General features: G+C 40.0%; 23 protein-coding genes. 19 read left to right on the top strand and 4 right to left on the bottom strand.

The window, feature by feature from the left end:
* The 14 genes from purS (at position 1) to lysX (ending at position 16,407) form a co-directional block, all read left to right on the top strand.
* A complete protein-coding gene (purS, locus tag WIW72_RS01945; protein WP_337701552.1) occupies positions 1-270 on the top strand; it encodes a phosphoribosylformylglycinamidine synthase subunit PurS in 270 nt (89 codons plus the stop codon).
* Positions 245-925, top strand: a complete 681-nt coding sequence (gene purQ, locus WIW72_RS01940; RefSeq protein ID WP_337701708.1) for a phosphoribosylformylglycinamidine synthase I — start codon at positions 245-247, stop codon at positions 923-925. Before purS ends, purQ begins: the two co-directional genes overlap by 26 nt.
* Positions 922-3,045, top strand: a complete 2,124-nt coding sequence (gene purL / locus WIW72_RS01935; protein ID WP_337701710.1) for a phosphoribosylformylglycinamidine synthase subunit PurL — start codon at positions 922-924, stop codon at positions 3,043-3,045. The genes purQ and purL overlap by 4 nt, the downstream gene beginning before the upstream one ends.
* Positions 3,038-4,366 (top strand): amidophosphoribosyltransferase, encoded by a 1,329-nt coding sequence (gene purF, locus WIW72_RS01930; RefSeq protein WP_337701554.1) that lies wholly within the window; start codon positions 3,038-3,040, stop codon positions 4,364-4,366. Before purL ends, purF begins: the two co-directional genes overlap by 8 nt.
* 4 nt (positions 4,367-4,370) lie before the next feature.
* Positions 4,371-5,582, top strand: coding sequence for an amidophosphoribosyltransferase (locus tag WIW72_RS01925; protein ID WP_337701556.1), 1,212 nt, complete (start codon positions 4,371-4,373; stop codon positions 5,580-5,582).
* A 4-nt stretch (positions 5,583-5,586) separates the two neighbouring features.
* The gene (gene purD, locus WIW72_RS01920; protein ID WP_337701557.1) at positions 5,587-7,020 is read left to right on the top strand and encodes a phosphoribosylamine--glycine ligase; all 1,434 of its coding nucleotides are present in this window, start codon (positions 5,587-5,589) and stop codon (positions 7,018-7,020) included.
* Entirely contained in the window at positions 7,014-7,976 is a 963-nt protein-coding gene (gene purM, locus WIW72_RS01915; protein ID WP_337701559.1) for a phosphoribosylformylglycinamidine cyclo-ligase, read from the top strand. Before purD ends, purM begins: the two co-directional genes overlap by 7 nt.
* Before the next feature lie 57 nt (positions 7,977-8,033).
* Complete coding sequence (locus tag WIW72_RS01910; RefSeq protein WP_337701561.1) at positions 8,034-8,480, top strand: hypothetical protein; 447 nt, start codon at positions 8,034-8,036, stop codon at positions 8,478-8,480.
* Between the two features lie 87 nt (positions 8,481-8,567).
* On the top strand, positions 8,568-8,708 hold the full coding sequence (locus WIW72_RS01905) for a ribbon-helix-helix domain-containing protein (RefSeq protein WP_337701563.1): 141 nt from the start codon (positions 8,568-8,570) through the stop codon (positions 8,706-8,708).
* A gap of 89 nt (positions 8,709-8,797) precedes the next feature.
* On the top strand, positions 8,798-9,973 hold the full coding sequence (locus WIW72_RS01900; protein WP_337701565.1) for an argininosuccinate synthase: 1,176 nt from the start codon (positions 8,798-8,800) through the stop codon (positions 9,971-9,973).
* A 1-nt stretch (position 9,974) separates the two neighbouring features.
* The gene (gene argH / locus WIW72_RS01895) at positions 9,975-11,312 is read left to right on the top strand and encodes an argininosuccinate lyase (RefSeq protein ID WP_337701567.1); all 1,338 of its coding nucleotides are present in this window, start codon (positions 9,975-9,977) and stop codon (positions 11,310-11,312) included.
* Positions 11,296-12,414 (top strand): glutamine-hydrolyzing carbamoyl-phosphate synthase small subunit, encoded by a 1,119-nt coding sequence (carA, locus tag WIW72_RS01890; RefSeq protein ID WP_337701570.1) that lies wholly within the window; start codon positions 11,296-11,298, stop codon positions 12,412-12,414. Before argH ends, carA begins: the two co-directional genes overlap by 17 nt.
* Positions 12,407-15,562 (top strand): carbamoyl-phosphate synthase (glutamine-hydrolyzing) large subunit, encoded by a 3,156-nt coding sequence (gene carB / locus WIW72_RS01885; RefSeq protein WP_337701572.1) that lies wholly within the window; start codon positions 12,407-12,409, stop codon positions 15,560-15,562. Before carA ends, carB begins: the two co-directional genes overlap by 8 nt.
* Positions 15,559-16,407 (top strand): lysine biosynthesis protein LysX, encoded by an 849-nt coding sequence (gene lysX, locus WIW72_RS01880; RefSeq protein ID WP_337701574.1) that lies wholly within the window; start codon positions 15,559-15,561, stop codon positions 16,405-16,407. Before carB ends, lysX begins: the two co-directional genes overlap by 4 nt.
* On the opposite strand, the gene WIW72_RS01875 is transcribed toward lysX, so the two are convergent.
* Entirely contained in the window at positions 16,395-16,985 is a 591-nt protein-coding gene (locus WIW72_RS01875; protein WP_337701576.1) for a haloacid dehalogenase, read from the bottom strand. The genes lysX and WIW72_RS01875 overlap by 13 nt on opposite strands.
* A 99-nt stretch (positions 16,986-17,084) precedes the next feature.
* On the opposite strand from WIW72_RS01875, the gene WIW72_RS01870 reads away from it, so the two are divergent.
* Positions 17,085-18,041, top strand: a complete 957-nt coding sequence (locus WIW72_RS01870; protein ID WP_337701578.1) for a 3-hydroxyacyl-CoA dehydrogenase family protein — start codon at positions 17,085-17,087, stop codon at positions 18,039-18,041.
* A gap of 35 nt (positions 18,042-18,076) precedes the next feature.
* On the opposite strand, the gene WIW72_RS01865 is transcribed toward WIW72_RS01870, so the two are convergent.
* On the bottom strand, positions 18,077-18,640 hold the full coding sequence (locus tag WIW72_RS01865; RefSeq protein ID WP_337701580.1) for a cupin domain-containing protein: 564 nt from the start codon (positions 18,638-18,640) through the stop codon (positions 18,077-18,079).
* Between the two features lie 34 nt (positions 18,641-18,674).
* On the opposite strand from WIW72_RS01865, the gene WIW72_RS01860 reads away from it, so the two are divergent.
* The gene (locus tag WIW72_RS01860) at positions 18,675-18,869 is read left to right on the top strand and encodes a hypothetical protein (protein ID WP_337701583.1); all 195 of its coding nucleotides are present in this window, start codon (positions 18,675-18,677) and stop codon (positions 18,867-18,869) included.
* On the opposite strand, the gene WIW72_RS01855 is transcribed toward WIW72_RS01860, so the two are convergent.
* Positions 18,850-19,404, bottom strand: a complete 555-nt coding sequence (locus WIW72_RS01855) for a hypothetical protein (RefSeq protein WP_337701584.1) — start codon at positions 19,402-19,404, stop codon at positions 18,850-18,852. The genes WIW72_RS01860 and WIW72_RS01855 overlap by 20 nt on opposite strands.
* Before the next feature lie 50 nt (positions 19,405-19,454).
* Here WIW72_RS01855 and WIW72_RS01850 point away from each other — a divergent pair, with 50 nt between their 5' ends.
* Together WIW72_RS01850 and WIW72_RS01845 are read left to right on the top strand one after the other, a co-directional pair.
* Entirely contained in the window at positions 19,455-19,850 is a 396-nt protein-coding gene (locus WIW72_RS01850; protein ID WP_337701586.1) for a hypothetical protein, read from the top strand.
* A gap of 89 nt (positions 19,851-19,939) precedes the next feature.
* On the top strand, positions 19,940-20,428 hold the full coding sequence (locus tag WIW72_RS01845; protein WP_337701588.1) for an adenosine-specific kinase: 489 nt from the start codon (positions 19,940-19,942) through the stop codon (positions 20,426-20,428).
* Here the strand turns inward: WIW72_RS01845 and WIW72_RS01840 are convergent.
* Positions 20,357-20,821, bottom strand: coding sequence for a DUF309 domain-containing protein (locus WIW72_RS01840; RefSeq protein WP_337701590.1), 465 nt, complete (start codon positions 20,819-20,821; stop codon positions 20,357-20,359). The genes WIW72_RS01845 and WIW72_RS01840 overlap by 72 nt on opposite strands.
* A gap of 55 nt (positions 20,822-20,876) precedes the next feature.
* Between WIW72_RS01840 and amrS the strand changes: the two genes are divergently transcribed.
* A complete protein-coding gene (gene amrS / locus WIW72_RS01835) occupies positions 20,877-21,932 on the top strand; it encodes an AmmeMemoRadiSam system radical SAM enzyme (protein WP_337701592.1) in 1,056 nt (351 codons plus the stop codon).
* Positions 21,933-21,957: the final 25 nt, after the last annotated feature.

Below are 21,957 nucleotides of genomic sequence, written 5' to 3'. Positions count from 1 at the left end.
GTGATCTACAAGGTTGAGCTAATAATACTTAATAAGGATGGGATAAGGGATCCAGAAGGAGAAACGATACAGAAATATGTCGTAGAAAAGATCAGTAAAAACGTAAATAGTACTAGAGCTGGCAAATACATTCTTTTTAACGTTGAATCTTCCAGTCCAGAAGATGCTGAAAAGACGGTAAAGAGAATTGCAGAGGAAGGTAGGTTGTACAATCCTATAGTCCACAAGATAATTGTAAGGGTGAATAGGGACGAAGACGGCGATTATTAAATTCCCCGGGACTACTTGTGAAGTTGATGTTTATAAAGCACTTCTCGAGGCTTCAGTTGATGCGGAAATAGTGAAATTTAAGGATTTCGATCCCGATAAATATAAGGCTGTAGTTCTACCAGGGGGGTTTAGCTTCGGTGATTATCTTAGGGCGGGTAGTATAGCGGCTAGCACGGAGACAATGAAAAAAGTCAAGCAAATGGCTGACGAGGGGAAAGTCGTCATAGGAATTTGTAACGGCTTCCAGATTTTAGTAGAAGGTGGATTGCTTGAAGGTGCTTTGTTGCCTAACCTGAATTTGAGGTTCATTAGCAAATGGGTTTATTTGAAGGTAGGAAGGAAAGACACTGTCCTGACTAAAGGTTTCGAGAAAGATATCATTAAAATGCCCATAGCCCATACTGAGGGAAGGTACTATCACACCGATCCGGAAAGGGCTAAAAGACTTGCAGTACTCTATTATGCAGGTCAAGACGGTACTGTGGACGAGAAGTACAATCCAAACGGTTCTCTTTTTAATATAGCCTCTGTAGCTAATGAGGAAGGAAATGTAATTGGGATGATGCCCCATCCTGAGAGGGCTTCTTTCAAGTTGACTTCCCCTGACGGTGTTACGGACGGGTTATTATTGTTTAGGGGGTTGAGAAAATGGTGAGGTTGAGTCTTTCAGCTTACGAGATGGAACTAGTAAGGAAAAAGTTGGGCAGGGAACCTACTGAGGCTGAATGGGCTACAATAGACGCATTGTGGTCTGAGCATTGCTCTTACAAGTCGTCTAAGGTTTATCTGAGGAGCTTTCCGAGTACTGGGGAAAGAGTAGTGATGGGAATAGAGGACTGGCAAGATGCTGGAGCATTGGACGTAGGTGATGGCTGGGCAATCGTATTAAAACTGGAGAGTCACAATCACCCTTCAGCAATTGACCCCTTTAATGGTGCTGCTACCGGAGTAGGGGGCATTATTAGGGACATTATAAGTAAGGGTGCTGTTCCTATAGCCTTATTGGATATGATTAGAGTCGGTAACCTAAATAAAGACAGGAACAAATGGCTCCTGAAGAACATTATTAAGGGTATAGGATTTTACGGTAATAGTATTGGCGTTCCAGTAGTAGGCGGTGAACTGTCTTTTGACGAAACTTACGATGATAACCCTCTAGTAGATGTTGCAGGTATAGGTATCGTAAGAAAGGATAAAATAGTTCCCAGTATAGCAAAACAACCTGGGCTCAGGATTGTTATAGTCGGTCTTACTGGCCTGGACGGTTTAGGAGGAGCATCTTTTGCGTCTAGGAAGCTAAGCGGAGAGAATGAGATAGGTGCTGTTCAAATTGCTGACCCCTTTGCGGGCAAGATAGTACTCGACGTTACTCTGGCTGTAGCAGATAAGGTTGATGCCATTAAGGATTTAGGAGGTGGAGGACTAGTAGTCGGGGTCACCGAAATGGCTAACGGGCTCGGTGCCGTAGTAGATCTCGACAAAGTCCCGTTAAGAGTTTCTGATTTAACTCCTGAAGAAATTCTCGTCTCGGAGACTCAGGAAAGAATGCTGTTTGCTGTAAAGGAAGAAAAGGTAAAGGAAGTATGTAAAGAGTTTGAGTATTATGAATATCCATGCGCGGAAATAGGCTACTTTACAGAAGATAGTATAGTTAGGTTTCGGTATAAGGGTAAAGACGTCGTAAAGTTGCCTTCTAATTTACTTCTTTCCCCACCCCTTTTCATGTGGGATGTAAAGAGACCTACAAAACAAGTTAAGGAGAGACCAGAAATTAACATAGAAGAAGCTATAAGAAAGATGCTGATTCATCCCGATTTCGTAAGTAAGGAATGGGCTTACTCCCAGTTCGACTACGAAGTAGGTACCTCGACAGTAATAAAGCCGGGGGAAGCTGATGCGTCAGTAATAGTCTTACCGAACCAGAAATTGTTGGCTGTGAAGGGAGACGCGAATCCAGATTTATGTGAAGAGGACGCTTATGAGTGCGGTAAATACATAGTAGCAGAAACTTATAGGAACTTAGCCACAGTAGGAGCTAAAGGAATAGGGATTGTAGACCACCTTCAATTCGGTGACCCCAGAAAGCCGGAGGTTTACTACACATTCGTAGAAGCTTTAAGAGGTATTGCAGAGGCTGCGAAGTTCTTTAATACACCAGTAGTAGGCGGCAAAGTTTCTTTCCACAATGTAAACAAAGAGGGTAAACCGATAAAGCCTACACCGCTCGTTGTAATGGCTGGGCTAGTTGAAAACAAATTCCTTAGACCCTCGGTAGAGAATGGTTTAAGTGTCGTGATGCTGGGATTAACGAGAAACGAATTACGCGGTACCTCCTTGACTAAACTTTATGGTAGTTTTGGGGATGTTCCTAAGGTAAGGCTAAACGAGGATCTATTAGCAAGTGAGTTGATCATCCAAGGGATAAATGAGGGTAAAGTTAAGTTCGCGAAAGATGTGGGTAGAGGAGGATTAGTAACAGCGTTATTTCCTATCCTTATAAAGGACTTCGGGTTAGAGATTCAAACCAGACAGATAAAGACTGATGCAGGAGACGATTTACTTGTGAAACTCTTCTCTGAATCCAGCGGTAGATTCGTGGTGTTAACTGATGACCCAGAATGGTTCATCAGGAATAAGAAGGGGGTCGTAGCGTCAATAATCGGTAAAGTCAATTCCGAATCACATATACTTAAGATAGACGGAAAGCCCTTAGATCTATCGCGGGAGGTTGAAAATTATCATCATTATCTCTACAAGGTGATCGAGAATGATTAAGGAGCATTGCGGAGTAGTTGGAGTGTGGAGTAAGGATAATAAGGCTACGTTTATTGTATACGAAGTGCTCAAGCTATTACAACATAGGGGTCAGGAATCTGCCGGTATTTCCTATATCGACGGAGGCATTAAGACCTTAAAAGGCATGGGTTTAGTTGAGGACGCGATAGATCCCATATTTCTTAAATCCTCTAGCTTGTCCATAGGTCATGTAAGGTATTCTACTACCGGAAAGGGGACGATAGACGAGGCACAACCCCTCAGCAACGGAAAGATATCCTTAGCATTTAACGGCACTATTCCTAATTATTACAAGTTTGGCACTAATACGGATACGGAATTCATACTTAAGGTATTAAGTGGGAGTGAGGATATTAAGGCAGGGATAAGGAAACTTGCAGACATTGCCGACGGTGCATACTCTATAGTTATATTAACCTCAGACGGAGAGTTAATAGGCTTCAGGGACCCCAAGGGCTTTAGGCCTCTAGTTATAGGTAAGATAGGAGAAAATTATGTGATTGCGTCCGAGGACTCTGCCATCAGACAATTAGGAGGGAGTATAATAAGAGATGTTAAACCAGGAGAGATGGTTTATGTGGATAAGAACGGAAATATCGAAAGCGAAATCATAGCTTCTAGCTTGGTGTCTTTCTGCTCCTTTGAGTACATTTACTTCGCCAGATCTGACTCTGTGATTGACGGAGTTTCCGTTTACTCAGCAAGAGTCAGGCTTGGTGAAATTCTTGCCGAGAAACACTACGTGGATGCTGACATAGTTGTCCCAGTTCCGGAGTCCTCTATCCCAATAGCCGTAGGGTATTCAAGAAAGTCTAAGATTCCTTTAGAGTTGGCATTAGTAAGGAGTATGATCGCTAAGAGGTCTTTCATAATGCCTACACAAGATAAGAGGGAAAGCGTTCTTGAGGATAAGTTTGGGGTAGTTAAGGACGTCATTCAAGGCAAAAGGATTGTGTTGATCGACGACTCCATTGTGAGAGGGAATACGATGAAGCGTATCGTTAAATTGATGAGGGATAACGGGGCAAGGGGGGTTCACGTAAGAGTCGGCTCCCCTAAAATACGTTATCCTTGCTATATGGGGATCGATTTCCCAACATCACGTGAGCTAATAGCTTATGGCAAGACGGAAAAAGAAATAGCAAGTGAAATAGGTGCAGATAGTGTAGAGTACCTCACTATTGAGGAGATGATAAGTGCGATAGGTAGGAAAGACTTATGTCACGCGTGTTTTTCTGGGGTATATCCCCTTAAATTCTCGTACGATATGTCCCAACTGGAATCCGTGTTTAAGAGGTGAAAAAATGGGAGGTATATTAGGTATATATGCGTTTGATAAGATATGGAACATAAGTAAGTTCTTATACTACGGTTCAATAGGGCTCCAGCATAGGGGTTATTCCTACAGCGGTATATCGACTCTTAACGACAAGGGCTTTTCAACCATTACCAGTAACGTGGCTCCGGAGGATCTAGAAGTTAAAGGTCTAGAAGGGTGGGCCGGGGTAGCTTATAATGGGACTAAACAAGGATATCCCTTAGTGACCGATTACGGTGTTGCTGTTATAGACGGCGTTGTCAGAGATGTAGAGGGTTTGCTTAAAAGCGTTTACACAGACCCGGAGAAAGGATTACAAGCAAGTAAAGGGGTTTTTTCAATGATATTCCTTACCAAGGACGGCAGGATGATCGGTTACAGAGACGAGAGCGGAGTGAAACCCTTGGAAATAGGGGGTTTCGGTTTCGATTTGGCAATACTATCTTCAGAGACCTCTGGAATTTCCGTGATAGGAGGGGAGTTCAAGAGAGAAATCCAGCCGGGCGAAATGGTTTACATAGACACTTATAATGTATCATATTCTAGAATAAAAGATCCTAAACCTAGGTATTGTTCCATTGACATAATATACCAGAGCAGGATAGATAGCCACGTATTCGGGTTAGATATATACGACATTAGAGTTAAAATAGGAGAGCAATTAGCCGAGGAAAAAAGGATAGATGCCGATGTGGTTATAGGAGTTCCAGACACTGCAATTCCTTATGCGATAGGATATTCTAGAAAGACTGGAATCCCCTTCACTCTCGGCTTTACGAGGACTGGTAGCCCTATAAGGACTATGCTTGCCTCAGATGACTTCCTTAAAGTAATCGGAGTTCAGCTAAAGCTTAACCCAATAAAGGCTTCTGTAAAGGGGAAGAGAGTAATCCTTGTTGACGATTCAATGGTGACTGGAAGAACCCTAAAGAACACCATCTTTAGCTTAAGATCTTTGGGAGCTAAAGAAGTTCATGTGCTGATCGGTAGCCCTAAGTTAATTTCTTACTGTCCTTACGGAATGGAAGTTCCTGAAGAAAAAGACTTGATTGCTGCTAACCTGTCAGATGAGGAAATATCAAAAGTAATAGGAGCAGACTCCATTTACTGGTTAAGCTTAGAAGGCTTGTATAAGGTCATTGGTCATAGATCCTTATGTATAGGATGTATGACTAAGTCTTATCCCAAGGAGGTGTGAGAGCATGAAAGTACTTCTGATAGGAGACGGAGCTAGGGAGAACGCGTTAGCAGATTCACTGGGCAAATCCAACAGAGGTTATAATGTATATGCAATGTCCAGTTACGTAAATCCAGGTATAAAAGAAGTTGTAGCAAAGACTGGCGGTAAGTATTATACTGGGGATATTCTATCCGTTGAGGATGTTAAGAGAGTTATAAAGGAGGTTAATCCGGACTTTGGAGTTATAGGTCCGGAAGATCCACTCTTTGAAGGTGTTGCAAACGCTTTTAGAGAGGAAGGAATCCCGGTAGTTGGTCCTAATAAAGAGGGGGCTATGATAGAGAAGTCTAAAGTATGGATGAGGCAGTTAATGTGGAAATACAACATCCCCGGTAGGCTTAGGTTTAAGGCGTTTAATAACCTCGCTGAAGCGTCTAAATTTATCTTAGAATTTGGAGGCTCGATAGCAATAAAACCATCGGAGCAAGTAGGGGGAAAGGGAGTGAAGGTCGTTGCGGATCTTCAAGCTTATCTAAGCGAGGAAAAGAGAAATGCCTTGAGTAAGGGTGTAAATAACATAGCAGGTTTAGTTAAGGATGATGTTAAACTTATCATTGAAGAGAAAGTTGACGGACCTGAGTATACCCTCCACGTATTAACCGATGGATATTCATACTTGCCTCTGCCTCTAGCTCAGGATTATAAGAACGCATACGAAGACGGTATAGGTCCAGAGACGGGTGGAATGGGCTCTATATCAGGCCCTGGTTTCTTATTACCGTTCATAAACGAGGAAGAGTACGAGAAATCTTTAGAGATAGTAAAGCTGACTGCAGAAGCCATAAGGAAGGAAACCAGAATGGACTATATAGGCGTATTATCTGGTCAGATGATGTTGACAGGTCTGTGGGGACCAACCATAATCGAGTATTATTCGAGACTAGGAGACCCAGAGGCTTCAGCAATAATCCCTAGAATTAGATCTGATTTCGGTGAGATCCTCGAGTTAACTGCTACAAGGCACTTGAGCAAAGCAAAGCTAGAGGTTGAAGAGAAGCCTTCGATAGTTAGGGCTGTAGCTCCCTTAGGCTATCCTTTAGACAAGAAAATGGCTTCGGGCCACAAGATCTCCTTAGATCTACCTAAGACGAGAGAATTGGGCTGTAATGTTTACTTTGGTTCTGTAGCTTTAGAGGGGATGTCCTTAGTGACCAAGGGTTCAAGAGCGATAGAGATAGTTGTTATAGATGATTTTATCAATGCAAGTAATAAATTAGATCAGTGCTTCTCTCTGGTTAGTTCCGATACGAAGCTGATTTATAGGCATGACATAGGGAACACTTTAGAAGCTCAAGTGGAGAAGGCTGAGATAGTGAGGTATACTTACAAATCGAGGGAAAAGAACGGTATGCTGGGAATATCTGCGGATTGGTCTCCTAACGGTGGTCTTTGGTGAGCGAATATTCTAAATCTGGTGTGGATTTGAACAAGTTACGAAGTTACCACTCTTTTATTTCTTCTTACCTCTCTTCTTCTAACCTTCCAATAAAAATAGGCCATTACGCTGGAGCTGTTAAATTAGGAGATAAGTATATCGTAATGCATGTCGACGGAGTAGGTACTAAGACACTGTTAGCCTTAAAGACAGGGATTATCGAGCCTACTGGCGTAGATTGTGTAGCAATGAATGTTAATGATATTGCTTGTGTAGGGGCTAAGCCAATCGCTTTGGTTGATTATCTAGCGTTAGAGAAACCTATGGACGATGTAGTGGAGAAAGTTGTGAGAGGCCTAAAACATGGAGCTGAGGAGTCACAGGCTATTATTGTTGGCGGTGAGACCGCTATTATGCCTGGGGTTATAACTGGCTATGATTTGTCTTGCTCCGTGGTGGGAGTTGCAGATAAACTCAAGACCGGTCAGGATGTCAAGCCTGGTGACGTAATTTTGGGTCTTGCAAGTAACGGAATTCATTCTAACGGATACTCCTTAGTGAGAAAACTTATAGACGAAGGCAAAGTTAGATTAGAAAAATGGGCTGATGAGCTATTAAAACCCACAAAGATTTACTCAAACTCTGTTTTGTCTGTCTTAGACAAAATTAAAGCTGCTGCCCATATCACTGGCGGTTCCTTCACTAAACTTAGGAGGATAACAAATTACCGCATTTCTATACGACTTCCAGATCCACCTGAAGTGTTTAAAGTTATAGAAAATAGTGGGGTTTCACATGAAGAGATGCATAAAGTATTCAATATGGGAGTCGGCATGGTTCTATTCGTATCTAAGGAAAATGTAGAGGAGATAATAAGGACTTTAGAAGGAAAAGAGAAAGTAATAGAATTGGGAAAAGTAGAAGAAGGAGAAGGTATTAAAATAACTACTTATAAGGGTCAAGTTCTAAATCTATGAAAAGTAACAGTATTCCTTTTAAACTCTGGCGATAATAAAGGTGTCTAGTGACTATATATGAAACAGATGGATACAAAATCTCTAATTAATTATATAGCATTAAAAATACTAGGAGGTAGCGACTACATAATAGATGCTCTAGAGAAATACCTAGTGAAGGGGGAAGGTCCAGCGTCAGTTGCCTATGAATATCAGATATCAAAACATCAGCTTAGGGGTTACGCTCAGAGGATTATTGAAAAGAGTGGTAGTGAAGCAAGGGCTAAGAAGATTATTCCGATTATTAAGGAAATCTCAAAGGACATTAAACCGATAATTAAAAAGGGAGAGGATGAACTTTATACGTGTACTATATGTGATATCTCAGTTCCTAAGGAAGATGCTGAGGAACATGTTAGAAAATATCATAAAGATATACTTACAGTTACCATTAAAACTATGACAGAAAGGCTAGAGGAATACAAGAAAGCCAAGAACGCCGTAATACTTACTTCAGTAAGTTAAAACTTTTTACTCTAATTAATCGCTTTTTATGGTATATTTTTCAGTCATTACTCTTATAAGATGGCATGACCATTTTTTATTGAGATCATGAAGAAAGTTGTAAGTGTTAGACTCAGAGAGGAAATTGTTTCAAAGATTGATAAGTACATTGAAGAACTGGGATTAGAAAGTAGAACTGATTTTCTTAGGCAAGCACTTGATTATTATGTACACAAAAAGAAGGGCTAAAGGACTCCTTCAACATTCCCTACCTAGAGAATTCGTTTTTCTGATGATGACCATATCTTAAATATTAAATTTTCTCTGTAAACACGGAAATGAAAACAGTCCTTGCATACTCAGGAGGTCTTGACACAACAGTTGCCATAAAATGGCTAAAGGAAACCTTCAACGCTACCGTTATAACAGTCACAGTAGATGTAGGGCAAAAAGATAATTTTGAAGATATAGAAAAAAGAGCATATAAAGCTGGGGCAGAGAAGCACTATACAATTGACGCGAAAAAGGAGTTCGCCGATAAGTTTCTTTCTTATGCCGTTAAGATGAACGGACTTTATGAGGACGTTTACCCCTTAGCGACAGCACTAGCCAGACCGCTCATCGCTCAAAAGGTTGTTGAGATAGCTAAAAAAGAAGAAGCAGACGCTGTAGCCCACGGTTCCACTTCAAAGGGCAACGATCAGGTTAGGTTTGATTTAGCAGTTAAAGCCCTTTATCCCGAAGCCAAGATTATTGCTCCTGCAAGGATATGGAAAATGACGAGGGAGACTGAATTACAGTACGCCAAAGAGAAGGGAATTCCGGTTAAATCAGAGAGTAGTAAATACAGTATCGATGAAAACTTGTGGGGGAGAAGTATAGAAGGAGATATAATTTCAGACCCATCCGTAGAAGTACCTGAAGATGCTTTTGAATGGACGAAAAGAAAAACTAACGAAAAGCTGAAACTCGTTATTGAGTTTGATAAAGGTATACCGGTATCAGTTAATAACGAGAAAATGGATTTCGTAAAATTAGTTCAGATACTTAACGAACTAGCAGGTTCAAGAGGCTTCGGGAGGGTTGAACACCTCGAGAATAGGGTTGTAGGCTTTAAGTCTAGAGAAGTTTACGAAGCTCCAGCTGCATTAGTGTTAATATACTCACATAAAGACTTAGAGAAGTCAACATACTCCCCCCTAGAGCTGAGATTTAAGAAGCTAATCGACTCTCAATGGTCGGACTTGGTATATCAAGGTCTCTGGTACGAGCCTCTGAGGGAAACCCTAGAGTTAGCTGGAGATAACTTAAACAAGTGGATTACGGGTGAAGTCCAAGTAGAGATTGACGGTAATGGAATGAGGATACTCGGAAGGAAGCCTAAATATTCGCCGTTCTCGGAGAAGGTAGCAAGTTATAATAAAGGATGGTACCCCACGGATGAGATGGCAAGAGGTTTCATTGAGATATTCGGTATGCATTCACTTCTCACGAGAGAAGTAAGGAGTGATTAACGTGTTATATAGAAAGTGGGGAACGGATAAGGACTTCGTTGTTTCTTATACCTCCTCTAACGAGAGTGACAGAGAGATATTAGAAGAAGTAAAGACGGTAATGAAGGCTCATGTAATTGAGCTTTACCTTTCTGGATATATTAAAAAGGACACGGCAAAGAAAATCCTTCAAGCAATAAACTCCTTTAGGGAGTACACGGGAAACTATGAAGATATTCACGAAGCAATGGAAGACTATATAATAAAATTAGTTGGTGAGGAAGGGGGTTGGGTTGGCTTAGGAAGAAGTAGAAACGATCACGTATCCACGGCATTAAGGCTTAAAATGAGGGACTACTTGGTAAACGTTTTTGAGGCGTTGTACTCACTTCGTATCTCTGTTTTAGAAAGAGCTGAGAAAACTACTGAGGTAATTATCCCAGTTTACACTCACTTTCAACCGGCTCAACCCACTTCTCTAGCCCACTATTTGCTTTACGTAGATGAGGAGTTGGATTCTGTTTGGGATCAACTTTTTACCTCGTTAAGACTTGTTAACAGAAGTCCCTTAGGAAGTGGTGCAATAGTTGGTACTAATGTGAAACTCAATAGAAAAAGAGAGGCTGAAATGCTAGGTTTTGAAGGTCTAGTTTATAACACTATATCAGCTACCGCCTCGAGGCTCGATATAATCTCTGCAATCTCGTCTTTGACTCTGTTAATGTTGATATTTAGCAGAATTGCAGAGGACTTAATATTACTCTCCTCCTCCTTTGTTGGAATAATAAAATTACCAGATTCTCATGTAAGCACCAGTAGCCTAATGCCCCAGAAGAGGAACGCAGTAACCATGGAAATTCTGAGGACGAAGGCTGGGGAGTGTTTCGGACATCTTTCCTCACTTGTTACAATATATAAAGCCTTACCTTCAGGATACAATTTGGACTTACAAGAACTTAACAGACACTATTGGGAGTGCGTAAAGCATGTGATTCCGAGTATCTACGTCATTAAAGACGTTTTAGAGAAAATGGAAGTTACAGGGAAATTTGACGATAAAAGTATTACGGCGACAGATGTAGCGGAGGACTTAGCTCTTACTGGAGTACCTTACAGAAAAGCTTATATGGAGGTTGCTAACAAGATTAGAGCGGGCACTTTTCAGTCCGAAATTTCATTAAAAAGTTCTATAGAAAAAAAGGCTGTAATAGGTTCTCCAAATCCAGAATTAATAAAAACAGAGATAGAGTTGAAAAAAGAGAACATAGAGCAAAAATGGAACAATTTCAGAGAATATAAATTACAATTTATAGATAAAATTTCGGAATTAAAGGTGATAGAAGATGACATTTTACAATGAAGAAATAGGTTTTCTGTATCTAGAGGATGGAACACTAATTAAAGGGAAAGGATTCGGAGCTAAGGGAATCAGAGCTGGGGAAATAGTTTTCACTACAGCTATGAATGGTTATCCAGACAGTCTCACAGATCCTTCCTACAGAGGGCAAATCCTAGTCTTTACGCATCCGTTAATAGGAAATTACGGAATTCCAGAGAAACGAACCGTAAATGGTATTTTGACCAATTTTGAGTCTGAAGTAATTCAGGTAGAAGGTGTGGTAATTGCGGAGCATACGGAACCTTTCAAATGGAACTCAGCAATGACCTTGGATTCGTGGTTAAAAAAAGAAGGAGTACCAGGATTACAAGATGTTGATACTAGAGCTATAGTGAAGAAAGTGAGGTCGTTTGGTGTAATGATGGGCGTATTAGCTTCTGGGATCGACTTTGATGATGTCAACGTTAAAAAGTACCTTGAGAAAAAGTACGATGAAATAGACTTCACACAATATACTTCACCTAAAGCCCCTATTATACACCAAGGGAATTCGGAAGAGACTATAGTGTTAGTTGATTGTGGTATAAAACATGGTATATTGTACCAGCTATACCAGAGAGGTTTTACCATTGTAAGAGTTCCTTGTAATTATTCCGTTAATAAATTAATGGACTTTGACCCTAAGGGAATAGTGTTCGGGAACGGGCCAGGTAATCCGAATTTACTTAAAGACCTAGCCCAAAATTTCAGAGAAGTAACAGAATACAAACTTCCTATATTAGGTATATGTCTTGGTCATCAAATAGCCACTATAGCCCTAGGCGGAAAAGTTAAGAAAATGAAGTTCGGTCATAGGGCAGTGAACAAACCTGTTATAGATACTACGTCAAATAGATGTTATATTACAACCCACAACCACGGATATGGCATATTGTCAAAAGAGGATTTACCTCCTAATACAAAACTCTGGTTCTATAACCCAGATGACGGCACAGTTGAAGGTTGGATTCACGAGAAATTACCCATAATCACTACCCAATTCCACCCCGAAGCTAGACCCGGACCTTGGGATGTAACGTGGGTATTTGATAAATTCAAGAAAATGGTGGTTAAAAATGCATGAGTCCCTAAAGAAAGTCCTAGTAGTAGGTTCAGGTCCTATTAAAATAGCGGAAGCGGCAGAGTTTGACTACTCAGGCAGTCAGGCGTTAAAGGCATTGAAAGAGGAAGGAATAACTACAATCCTTATAAATTCCAACGTAGCAACAGTCCAAACGAGCTATAAGTTCGCAGACAAGCTTTACTTGTTACCGGTGACGTGGTGGGCTGTAGAAAAAGTAATTGAGAAGGAAAGACCTGATGCTATAATGATAGGCTTTGGAGGACAGACTGCTCTCAACGTTGGTGTAGACCTCTATAAGAAAGGAGTTCTTCATAAATACGGTGTTAAAGTACTTGGAACTCCCATCGAAGGAATTGAGAGGGCTCTAAGTAGAGAAAAGTTCAGGGAAACAATGATAGAAGTAGGGATACCGGTTCCTCCAAGTCTTTCAGCTAGAAGTGAAGAAGAGGCACTGGAAAAGGCTCGACAAATAGGTTATCCAGTAATGGTAAGAGTTAGCTTCAATTTAGGAGGTAGAGGTTCAACAGTAGCATGGAATGAAGAGGATTTAAAGAGAGATATAGGTAGAGCGTTAAGTCAAAGTTACATTCACGAAGTCTTAATCGAGAAATACCTCCACCACTGGATAGAGCTAGAATACGAGGTCATGAGGGATAAACACGGTAACTCAGCCGTAATAGCTTGTATAGAGAACCTCGATCCAATGGGTGTTCATACTGGAGAGTCTACAGTAATTGCACCTTGTCAGACGTTAGACAACAAAGAGTTCCAAGATATGAGAAGCATGGCAATAGACGTAGCTAAGTCCATAGATCTAGTAGGAGAGTGTAACGTACAGTTTGCCCTTGATCCTAAAGGTTACAATTATTATGTAATTGAAACAAATCCAAGAATGTCAAGGTCGAGTGCCTTAGCAAGCAAAGCTACCGGATACCCGTTAGCTTATGTCTCAGCTAAATTAGCATTGGGATACGACTTATACGAGGTTCTTAACAAAGTATCCGGGTCTACTTGTGCTTGTTTTGAGCCGAGTTTGGATTACCTAGTAATAAAGATACCCAGATGGGATTTGGATAAGTTCGAGAACGTGGAACAATCTCTAGCATCAGAAATGAAAAGTGTAGGAGAAGTAATGAGCATAGGGAGGTCGTTTGAGGAAACTTTACAGAAAGCCATAAGAATGCTAGATATAGGTGAACCGGGTCTAGTGGGCGGTAAAATTTATGAGTCCAAGATGAAGAAGACTGAAGCTCTAGAGAACTTAAAGAACAGAAGACCATACTGGTTCTTATATGCAGCAAAGGCTTTCAAAGAGGGAGCTACTATAGATGAAGTATACGACGCTACTGGAATAGGGAAATTCTTCCTCAACAAGATTAAGAATGTAGTGGAGTTCTATGAGGAGTTGAAGAAGACTAAACAGCTCGACAAAAAGACGTTACTGAAGGCTAAGAAGCTCGGATTTAGCGATTACCAGTTAGCAAAAGCTTTGAACATAAGCGAAAGGGAAATCAGAGCTGCGAGACAGAAACTAGGAATTGAACCGAAAGTCAAACAAATAGATACTTTGGCAGGTGAATGGCCTGCAGTTACTAACTATCTCTACTTAACTTATAACGGGACAGAAGATGATATAGAGTTTTCCGAGACTGGTTCAAAGCTCCTGATCATAGGTGCAGGTGGCTTTAGAATAGGTGTATCAGTGGAATTTGACTGGAGTGTAGTTTCGCTTCTTGACGCGGCAAAGGATTACTTTGATGAGGTCTCAATTCTTAATTATAATCCTGAAACCGTATCCACTGACTGGGATATAACTAGGAAATTGTACTTTGACGAGATTAACGTGGAGAGAGTATTAGATATTGTAAAGAAAGAAAGGTTTACATATGTAGCCACTTTTACGGGTGGACAGATAGGTAACAGTATCTCTAAAAAGCTAGAAGATGAAGGAATTAGATTATTGGGAACTTCCGGAAAAAGTGTTGATAATGCGGAAGATAGGGAAAAGTTCTCTAAACTCTTAGATAAGCTCGGCATTAAACAACCTGAATGGGTTTCTGCTAAATCACTCGAGGAAGTAAAGCAATTCGTATCTCGTGTTGGATACCCAGTCTTAGTAAGACCTAGCTACGTACTCAGTGGTTCGGCAATGAAGATAGTTTATGATGATAACGAGTTAATGGTTTATTTAAGGAAGGCTACAGAGCTATCCTCAGAACATCCAGTAGTTGTATCAAAGTACATAGAAAACGCTATAGAAGCAGAGATAGATGGCGCATCTGATGGCAAGGCCGTTTACGGAATAGTAATGGAACATGTAGAAGAGGCAGGAGTCCACAGTGGAGATGCAACTATGTCTATACCGTATAGAAAGTTAAGTGAAATTACAGTTGAAAAAATGAAGAACAGTGTTTATGCCATTATGAGGGAGTTGGAGATTAAGGGTCCGTTTAATGTACAATTTGTAGTAAAAGACGGAGAACCCTATATTATTGAACTTAACCTAAGAGCTAGTAGGTCCATGCCCTTCAGTAGTAAGGTAGTAGGAAATAATATAATATCGTTAGCCCTAGAGGGTATTCTGAAGGGGTTTGATTTCGATGGGTTTAAGGAACTAAAGCCTAAAGTATGGGGAGTAAAGTCTGCTCAGTTCTCATGGGCACAATTGAAAGGTGCATATCCATATTTAGGGCCAGAAATGAAGAGTACTGGAGAGGCAGCGGCTTTAGGCGTAGACTTTTACGATGCATTGCTTAAGAGTTGGTTAGCCGTAGCTCCTAACAGAATTCCTTCAAGAGGTTCAGTTGCACTGGTTTATGGAAGGACTAACAAGGAGTATTTAGCACTTTCAGCTAAGAATCTAAGCGAGTTTGGTTTAACTACTTATACGATACAAGGAGCTGAGATAGAAGGTATCGAAAGCGTCGATGTTAAGGAAGCAATTTCCCTCATTAAGGATAGAAAAGTTGATATTGTGGTAACTGATGGATATCTTAAGAAGTTAGATTATGAGGTGAGGCGTATTGCCGTCGATTATAATATACCTTTAATTTTAAACGGTAGATTAGGGAATGAGGTAACTAAGTCTTTTTCTATACAAGATAAGTTAACATTTAATGAAGTAAAGGAGTATGGTGCTGGAATATGAGAGCGGCGTTGATAGTGGATATAATAAGACAAGAAGAGAAGTTAATAGCAAAAGCACTAGATGTAAAACAAGTTCCCTACGATATAATAAACATAGGCCAAGAACCTATACCATTCAATAAGGGACTTGGAAGATATGATGTTGCAATAATAAGGCCTGTTAGTATGTACAGAGCGTTATATTCATCTGCGGTATTCGAAGCAGCTGGTGTGCATACGATAAATTCCGTTGATGCCATCAATATCTGTGGAGACAAGATACTAACATACTCAAGGTTATATAAACATGGAATACCTATACCAGACTCCATAATTGCAATGTCTCCAGATGCTGCTCTAAAAGCTTATGAGCAAAAAGGTTTCCCTCTAATAGACAAACCTCCAATAGGTAGCTGGGGAAGACTTGTTTCTCTCGTCAGAGATAACTTCGAGGGAAAGACTATTGTAGAGCATAGAGAACTTATGGGTAATTCAGCATTAAAGGTTCACATTGTTCAAGAGTATATACAATACAAAGGGAGAGATATAAGATGTATAGTAATGGGCAAAACCTTATTAGGTTGTTATGCGAGAAACGTACCTCCCAATGAATGGAGGGCAAATATAGCCTTAGGTGGTTATCCTTCTAAAATCGACGTAGATAGTAAATTGGAAGAAACTGTATTAAAGGCAGTTGGAGTAGTAGGAGGAGAGTTTGTATCTATAGATATCCTAGAACACCCAACAAAGGGATACGTAGTAAACGAGTTAAACGACGTACCAGAATTCAAAGGGTTTATGGTAGCAACTAACATTAATGTGGCTGAAAAATTAGTGGACTACATAAAAGAAACCTATTCCAAGTGAGCTAGAAATAAATCATGATTAGTCTCCTCTAAAAGTCTTCTAAGGGAGTCTATTTTCTGCCTTAGATTAGGAACAAGAGCTTTAGGATATTCAAGCTCCCAAAGTATTTCGTATAGCTCCTCCATTATAGTATAAGTTTGTTCAGCTTTTTCAACCTCTCTTTTCCTTAGCAATTCTAAAACTCTTCTCCTCAGCTCCCCTATAGCATCAGCTATTCCGAGGATGTAGTATATATCTGGAATACCGAGCTCCTCTCCCGTAGGTACTCTCTGATCGAAATAAATAGAGTAAACTACGCTAGCTTCAGCTACTTCTTGGAAAGCAGTTCCTACATCCCCATAAAGCAGTTCAGGGTAGTTGCATACTACCTCCTTTAGCTCCTTTAACTTTTGTAGTGCCATTTCGTATCTCTTAGTCGCTTCCTCCTTTTTCATTTTATGAGATAACGATATTGTCTCTCCTGCATATCTTATTACTTCTCTTGAAAGTAGAAGAAGCTTTTCCCTACTATCGAACCTCTCTTGTAGCTTGGGGGTTATCTTTTCTACGTAATCCTTAATTTGGTTTACTAAGTCCATTGCATTAGTCAATTACCCATAGCATAAATAAAAGCAACCGTTTGGTTGTAAAGTTCTCGGACAAAAAATACTTATACTCTCTAAACTTTTTTAAAAGCTATGAGACAAATACGTAAAGTCTCTGTGATTGGTGCGGGCGTAATAGGTGCGGGTTGGAGCACCCTTCTAGCACTAAAGGGATACGAAAACTATTTCTACACAGAGAAGAAAGAGACATTAGATAAGGGTCTTGTAAAGATCAAAGGTTACTTAAACGTATTATACGAGAACAAGCTAGTCGACAAAGAGCCAGATTATTACATGAAATTTATCCATCCAACTACGAGCTTTGACGAGGCGATAAAAGATACAGATCTAGTGTTAGAGGCAGTTATTGAGGACTATGACGTTAAGAAAAAACTATTCAGGGAATTAGACGAAAGGCTAGATAAGGATGTAATACTCGGGAGCAGCACTTCGGGTTTATTAATGACCGAAATTCAGAAAGCAATGCCGAAACACCCCGAAAGAGGTGTTATAATTCACCCTTGGAACCCTCCGCACTTATTACCATTGGTAGAAATAGTCCCGGGGGAGAAAACCTCTAAAGAAGTTTTAGATGCATCTAAAGACTTTATGGAGAACAAATTAGAAAGAGTAGTGGTGGTGCTGAAAAAAGAGGTTCCAGGCTTTTTAGGCAACAGGCTTGCGTTCGCTCTATTTAGGGAAGCGGTTTACCTCGTTGATGAGGGTATTGCTACAGTAGAGGATATTGATAAAGTCATGACAGCTGCAATCGGTTTAAGATGGGCATTCATGGGGCCTTTCTTAACTTATCATTTAGGAGGAGGAGAAGGAGGATTAGAGTACTTCTTTAGTAGAGGTTTCGGATATGGTGCTAACGAATGGATGCACACACTGGCAAAGTACGATAAGTTCCCGTATACGGGAGTTATTAGGTCTGTGCAGCAAATGAAGGAGTATGAGTTCCTTAAGGGTAAAACCTTCCAAGAACTCTCTAAATGGAGAGACGAAAAGTTAATATCTCTAATTAAGTTACTGAGAGGAAAAGTGTAAAAAGATAAAAAAGTAAGTTAAAAAGATTTCTAGTTTTATTCCTCCTCTTTAAATTCTAGAATACCTAAGTTCTCTAACAAGCCTGAGTCTGTTACGTCGAATAAGATTGCATCTTCGTCCTTAGAAGTGTTTACGTGATAGTGCACCATGTTAGCTGGAACTACGAACACATCTCCTTCTTCCCACTCTAGCTTCTTTCCTCCTACCACGCTATATCCCTTCCCTCTGACGACTAGGTATATGGAAGACATATTGTGCGAATGAGGTTTAGTCTGCATCCCAGCCTTTATATACTGGAAACCTGGCATCATTGTTGGTGTTAATCCTCTAGATCTTCCTGTGGATGGTGAATAGAGCATTATCTTAGCTACTCCTTTCTCTATTGGGTTATCTTCAGCTAAGAGTTTAAGTAGTTTTATTACTTGTTGGAACTTTATTACTTTTGGCTTTACGGTTTCAGGTGGTGTGGTGTGCTCCATAAAGGCTACTATTTTGAGGTCTTCAGTTCCATCTTCAATCTCTTTAATTATTTCTTTAATTTGTTCTCTCCTTTCTACTATTTCTCCTTGTTTATCGACTCTTTGAATAACTTTAGACATATGTTCATATTGTTTAAAAAGTTTAAAAAAGTGTATGAAAGTGAGTGATTGTTATATTGAGATAGAAGGGAGAAAATGTGTAGAAATCTGCGGTAATATTGTATGTGACGATGAAACGGTTAATGATTACATGCCGTTGTGCGACAAATGTAGAAAGGGAGAGAAGAAGAGTTGCATCGAGTTATATAGTAAGTTTGGTTGTTGGAGTATCACGGGTTGGTGGATATAAGGAGTGAAAGTAAAGAGGCTATAATTCCCGCAATAAACATCATTATCGCAGTGCCTATTTTTTCCTTTATGTCTCCTTCATAAATTATTCCCAACCCCGATAAAGTAATGGCGGAGAAGATGATCGTTAGGGTAACGCTTCTTGTAGCTTGATAAATCAAGAGGCTGATCAGTCCTAGGAACGGAGATAAGGAATGGGAGAGAGTTGTGAGTATTATAGACAATTTGAAAGAATAGTCATAGATTGTTCCCTTTAATTTTCTCATCATTTGAAGCTCTAGCTGTCTCAGTTCTTCTCTCTTTTCTTTTATCTCCACTACCATGGTATTCCACATAGAGGAAATAGTGACCCCTGTGATTCCTGATAAAACTATAGGTGTAATCTTTTCAATGTTTTCTCCTGCAATGACTGAGGTTATTAAAACGCTTACAGCTACCAGAATTCCGTCAAACGCTCCAAGTATGAGATAACGTCTTATTAATTGTCTATCATTTCTTAAAGATACTTTGAAAGCTTCTAACAGCTTATCAAACACACATTATTGATGAACGAACTTATATATTAGGCTTTAAACAAACATTAGCGATGAATCATAACATATACCTCGTGTTGGCGTTAATAGTCATAATAATAACTGCCGTAGGTGTTTATGTTACTGATAGTTCCTATAAAACAGTTATTTACGTTAATAATCTAGGTGGAAATGCATTACCTAACGGGGACTATAAGCTAGTAGTCAAAATTTTAGTTAATTACGGTCCTCTAGGAGGAGGTTCGAAGCCTTTAGGCTCAGCTAATATATGGCTATATTATAACGGGAAGTACTTAAATCAGACCTTGACTAACAGCAGTGGAATTGCTGTCTTTTACGTAAAGCCCGGGAATTATACTTTATTATTCACGATTTTCCACCTAGAAAGAGACGTACAAGTTAACGGTAATACTGAAGTTGTGTTAGATTATGCTTATTTGAAGTCGTGATGAACGCGGAGTACGCCTGAACAGTGATGTGGTGGTCCTCGTCTGAATAATAGGTAGATTTTATTTTTCTCTAGTGTTTACAAATCATGATGAGTGTAAAAATTGATGTTGTGAAAGTAGAAATCCCTGAAGGTACTAACGTAATCATAGGGCAATCTCATTTCATTAAGACTGTGGAGGATTTATACGAGACTCTCGCCTCATCCAGTCCCACTCTGAAATTTGGTATAGCTTTCTGTGAGGCTAGCGGCAAAAGGTTAATAAGATGGGATGGAAACGATGAGGACTTAATTAAGAAAGCTCAAGAAACTGCTATGAGGATAGCTGCAGGACATACCTTTGTGATATACATAAAGAACGGATACCCGATAAACGTATTAAATAGGATTAAAAATGTTGAAGAAGTAGTTAGGATATTTGCGGCTACAGCTAATCCCCTGCAAGTTTTAGTCGCTGAGACAGACCAAGGAAGAGGAGTAATAGGTGTTGTAGACGGTTATACACCACTAGGGATCGAAGGCGATGCTGAGATAAAAGAGAGGAAAGAACTCCTCAGGAAGTTCGGATATAAGAGATAACGCTTTAGAAAGAAGTTGATCTGAAACATTTACTTGCCCTTTACAGTACTTTATAAGCGAGGCTGAAACTAGGATTAAAGCTTGTATGTACTTCTTTTTTTGGGTATCTTTTTCTTCCTTCCACTTCTTTTCTAATACTTCGTGGGACTCCCAAAATCTAAAATCGAAGAAGAGTTCCTCAAACGAGCAAGTGCTACAGTCTGTAAATAATGGTTCACCTAAAACGCTTTTAATCGTCTTCTCATTTTCTTCACTATAAGCGAAATCTACCTCAACGTATTTACAAGTCCTAACGTCTATTACTTCCACACCGTATGACCTCAGTTGGCTCTTTAAGTCCTCCGCTGTAAGAGAAATCCCATCTTTATCATAATAGTATATTCTCCTCTTCACGTTCTTGATGGTAGATTGCAAGTATTTAAAAGTCTCGTTCACGATATAATACTTAATGAGCAAAGAAGCAGTGCTATATAAGACTGAAGGTAACAAAGTAAGATGTCTGGCTTGTGCTAGGAAGTGCCTTATCGGCGAAGGTCAAGTAGGCTTTTGCGGGGTGAGAAGTGTTAGGAATGGTAAACTCTATTTGGATGTTTACGGTAAAGTAGCAGCAGCCCATGTTGACCCCATAGAGAAAAAGCCTCTAGTTCACTTTTACCCTGGGTCTAGAGTATTCTCGTTTTCGACATTTGGCTGTAACTGGATGTGTATGTATTGCCAGAACTTCGATATAAGCCAAAGGAGGAGAGCAGAGGGCGTTGAGTTATCACCAGAAGAGCTGGTGGATATGGCGAGGGCTTATGAAGCAGAGGGGATGACGTATACATATAATGAACCTGCAATATTTGCAGAATTCGCACACGATACTGGAGTCATAGCAAGAAAATTCGGTCTTTTCAACACTATGGTAAGTAACGGATACTGGAGTGACGAATTGGTCGATTATGTAAGAGATTTTCTAGATGCTGTTACAATAGACTTTAAGGGGAACGGTGAAGAAAAGTTTATGAAAAGATACACCGGTGCTTCGGGTCCAGAACCTATTATTGAGACTATCAGGAGTCTATTAGCTTACGGTATTCATGTGGAGATCACCGATCTAGTTATTCCTAAAATCGGAGACGATCTAAATGCCGCGAAAAACCTCCTTTTGAAAATAATGGACATAGCTGGTCCTGATATCCCGATACACTTCCTAAGGTTTCATCCCGATTACAAGTTAGACTACTTACCCTGGACTCCAGTAGAGACACTGGAAAAACATTATCGTTTAGCTAAGGACTTAGGTTTCCGTTTTGTGTATATAGGTAACGTACCTGGCCATCCATACGAAAACACCTATTGTCCAAACTGTGGTAAGATGGTTATCAGGCGTGATGGTTTCAGAATATTAGAGTGGCATTTGACTGAGGATATGAGGTGCCAATATTGTGGATATAAACTACCCATCAAAGGGAAACTATCTAAGCATGCTTTTGAGGACAGGTTTGAGCCAGTGTTTATCTAACATTTTTTATGTTCATCTCTATTTA

The sequence above is a fragment of the Stygiolobus sp. CP859M genome, from assembly GCF_037389975.1.
In the GTDB taxonomy this organism is placed as follows: domain Archaea; phylum Thermoproteota; class Thermoprotei_A; order Sulfolobales; family Sulfolobaceae; genus Stygiolobus.
The sequence above is the reverse complement of the archived record's forward strand: the minus strand, read 5'-3'. Positions and strand labels throughout refer to the sequence as shown.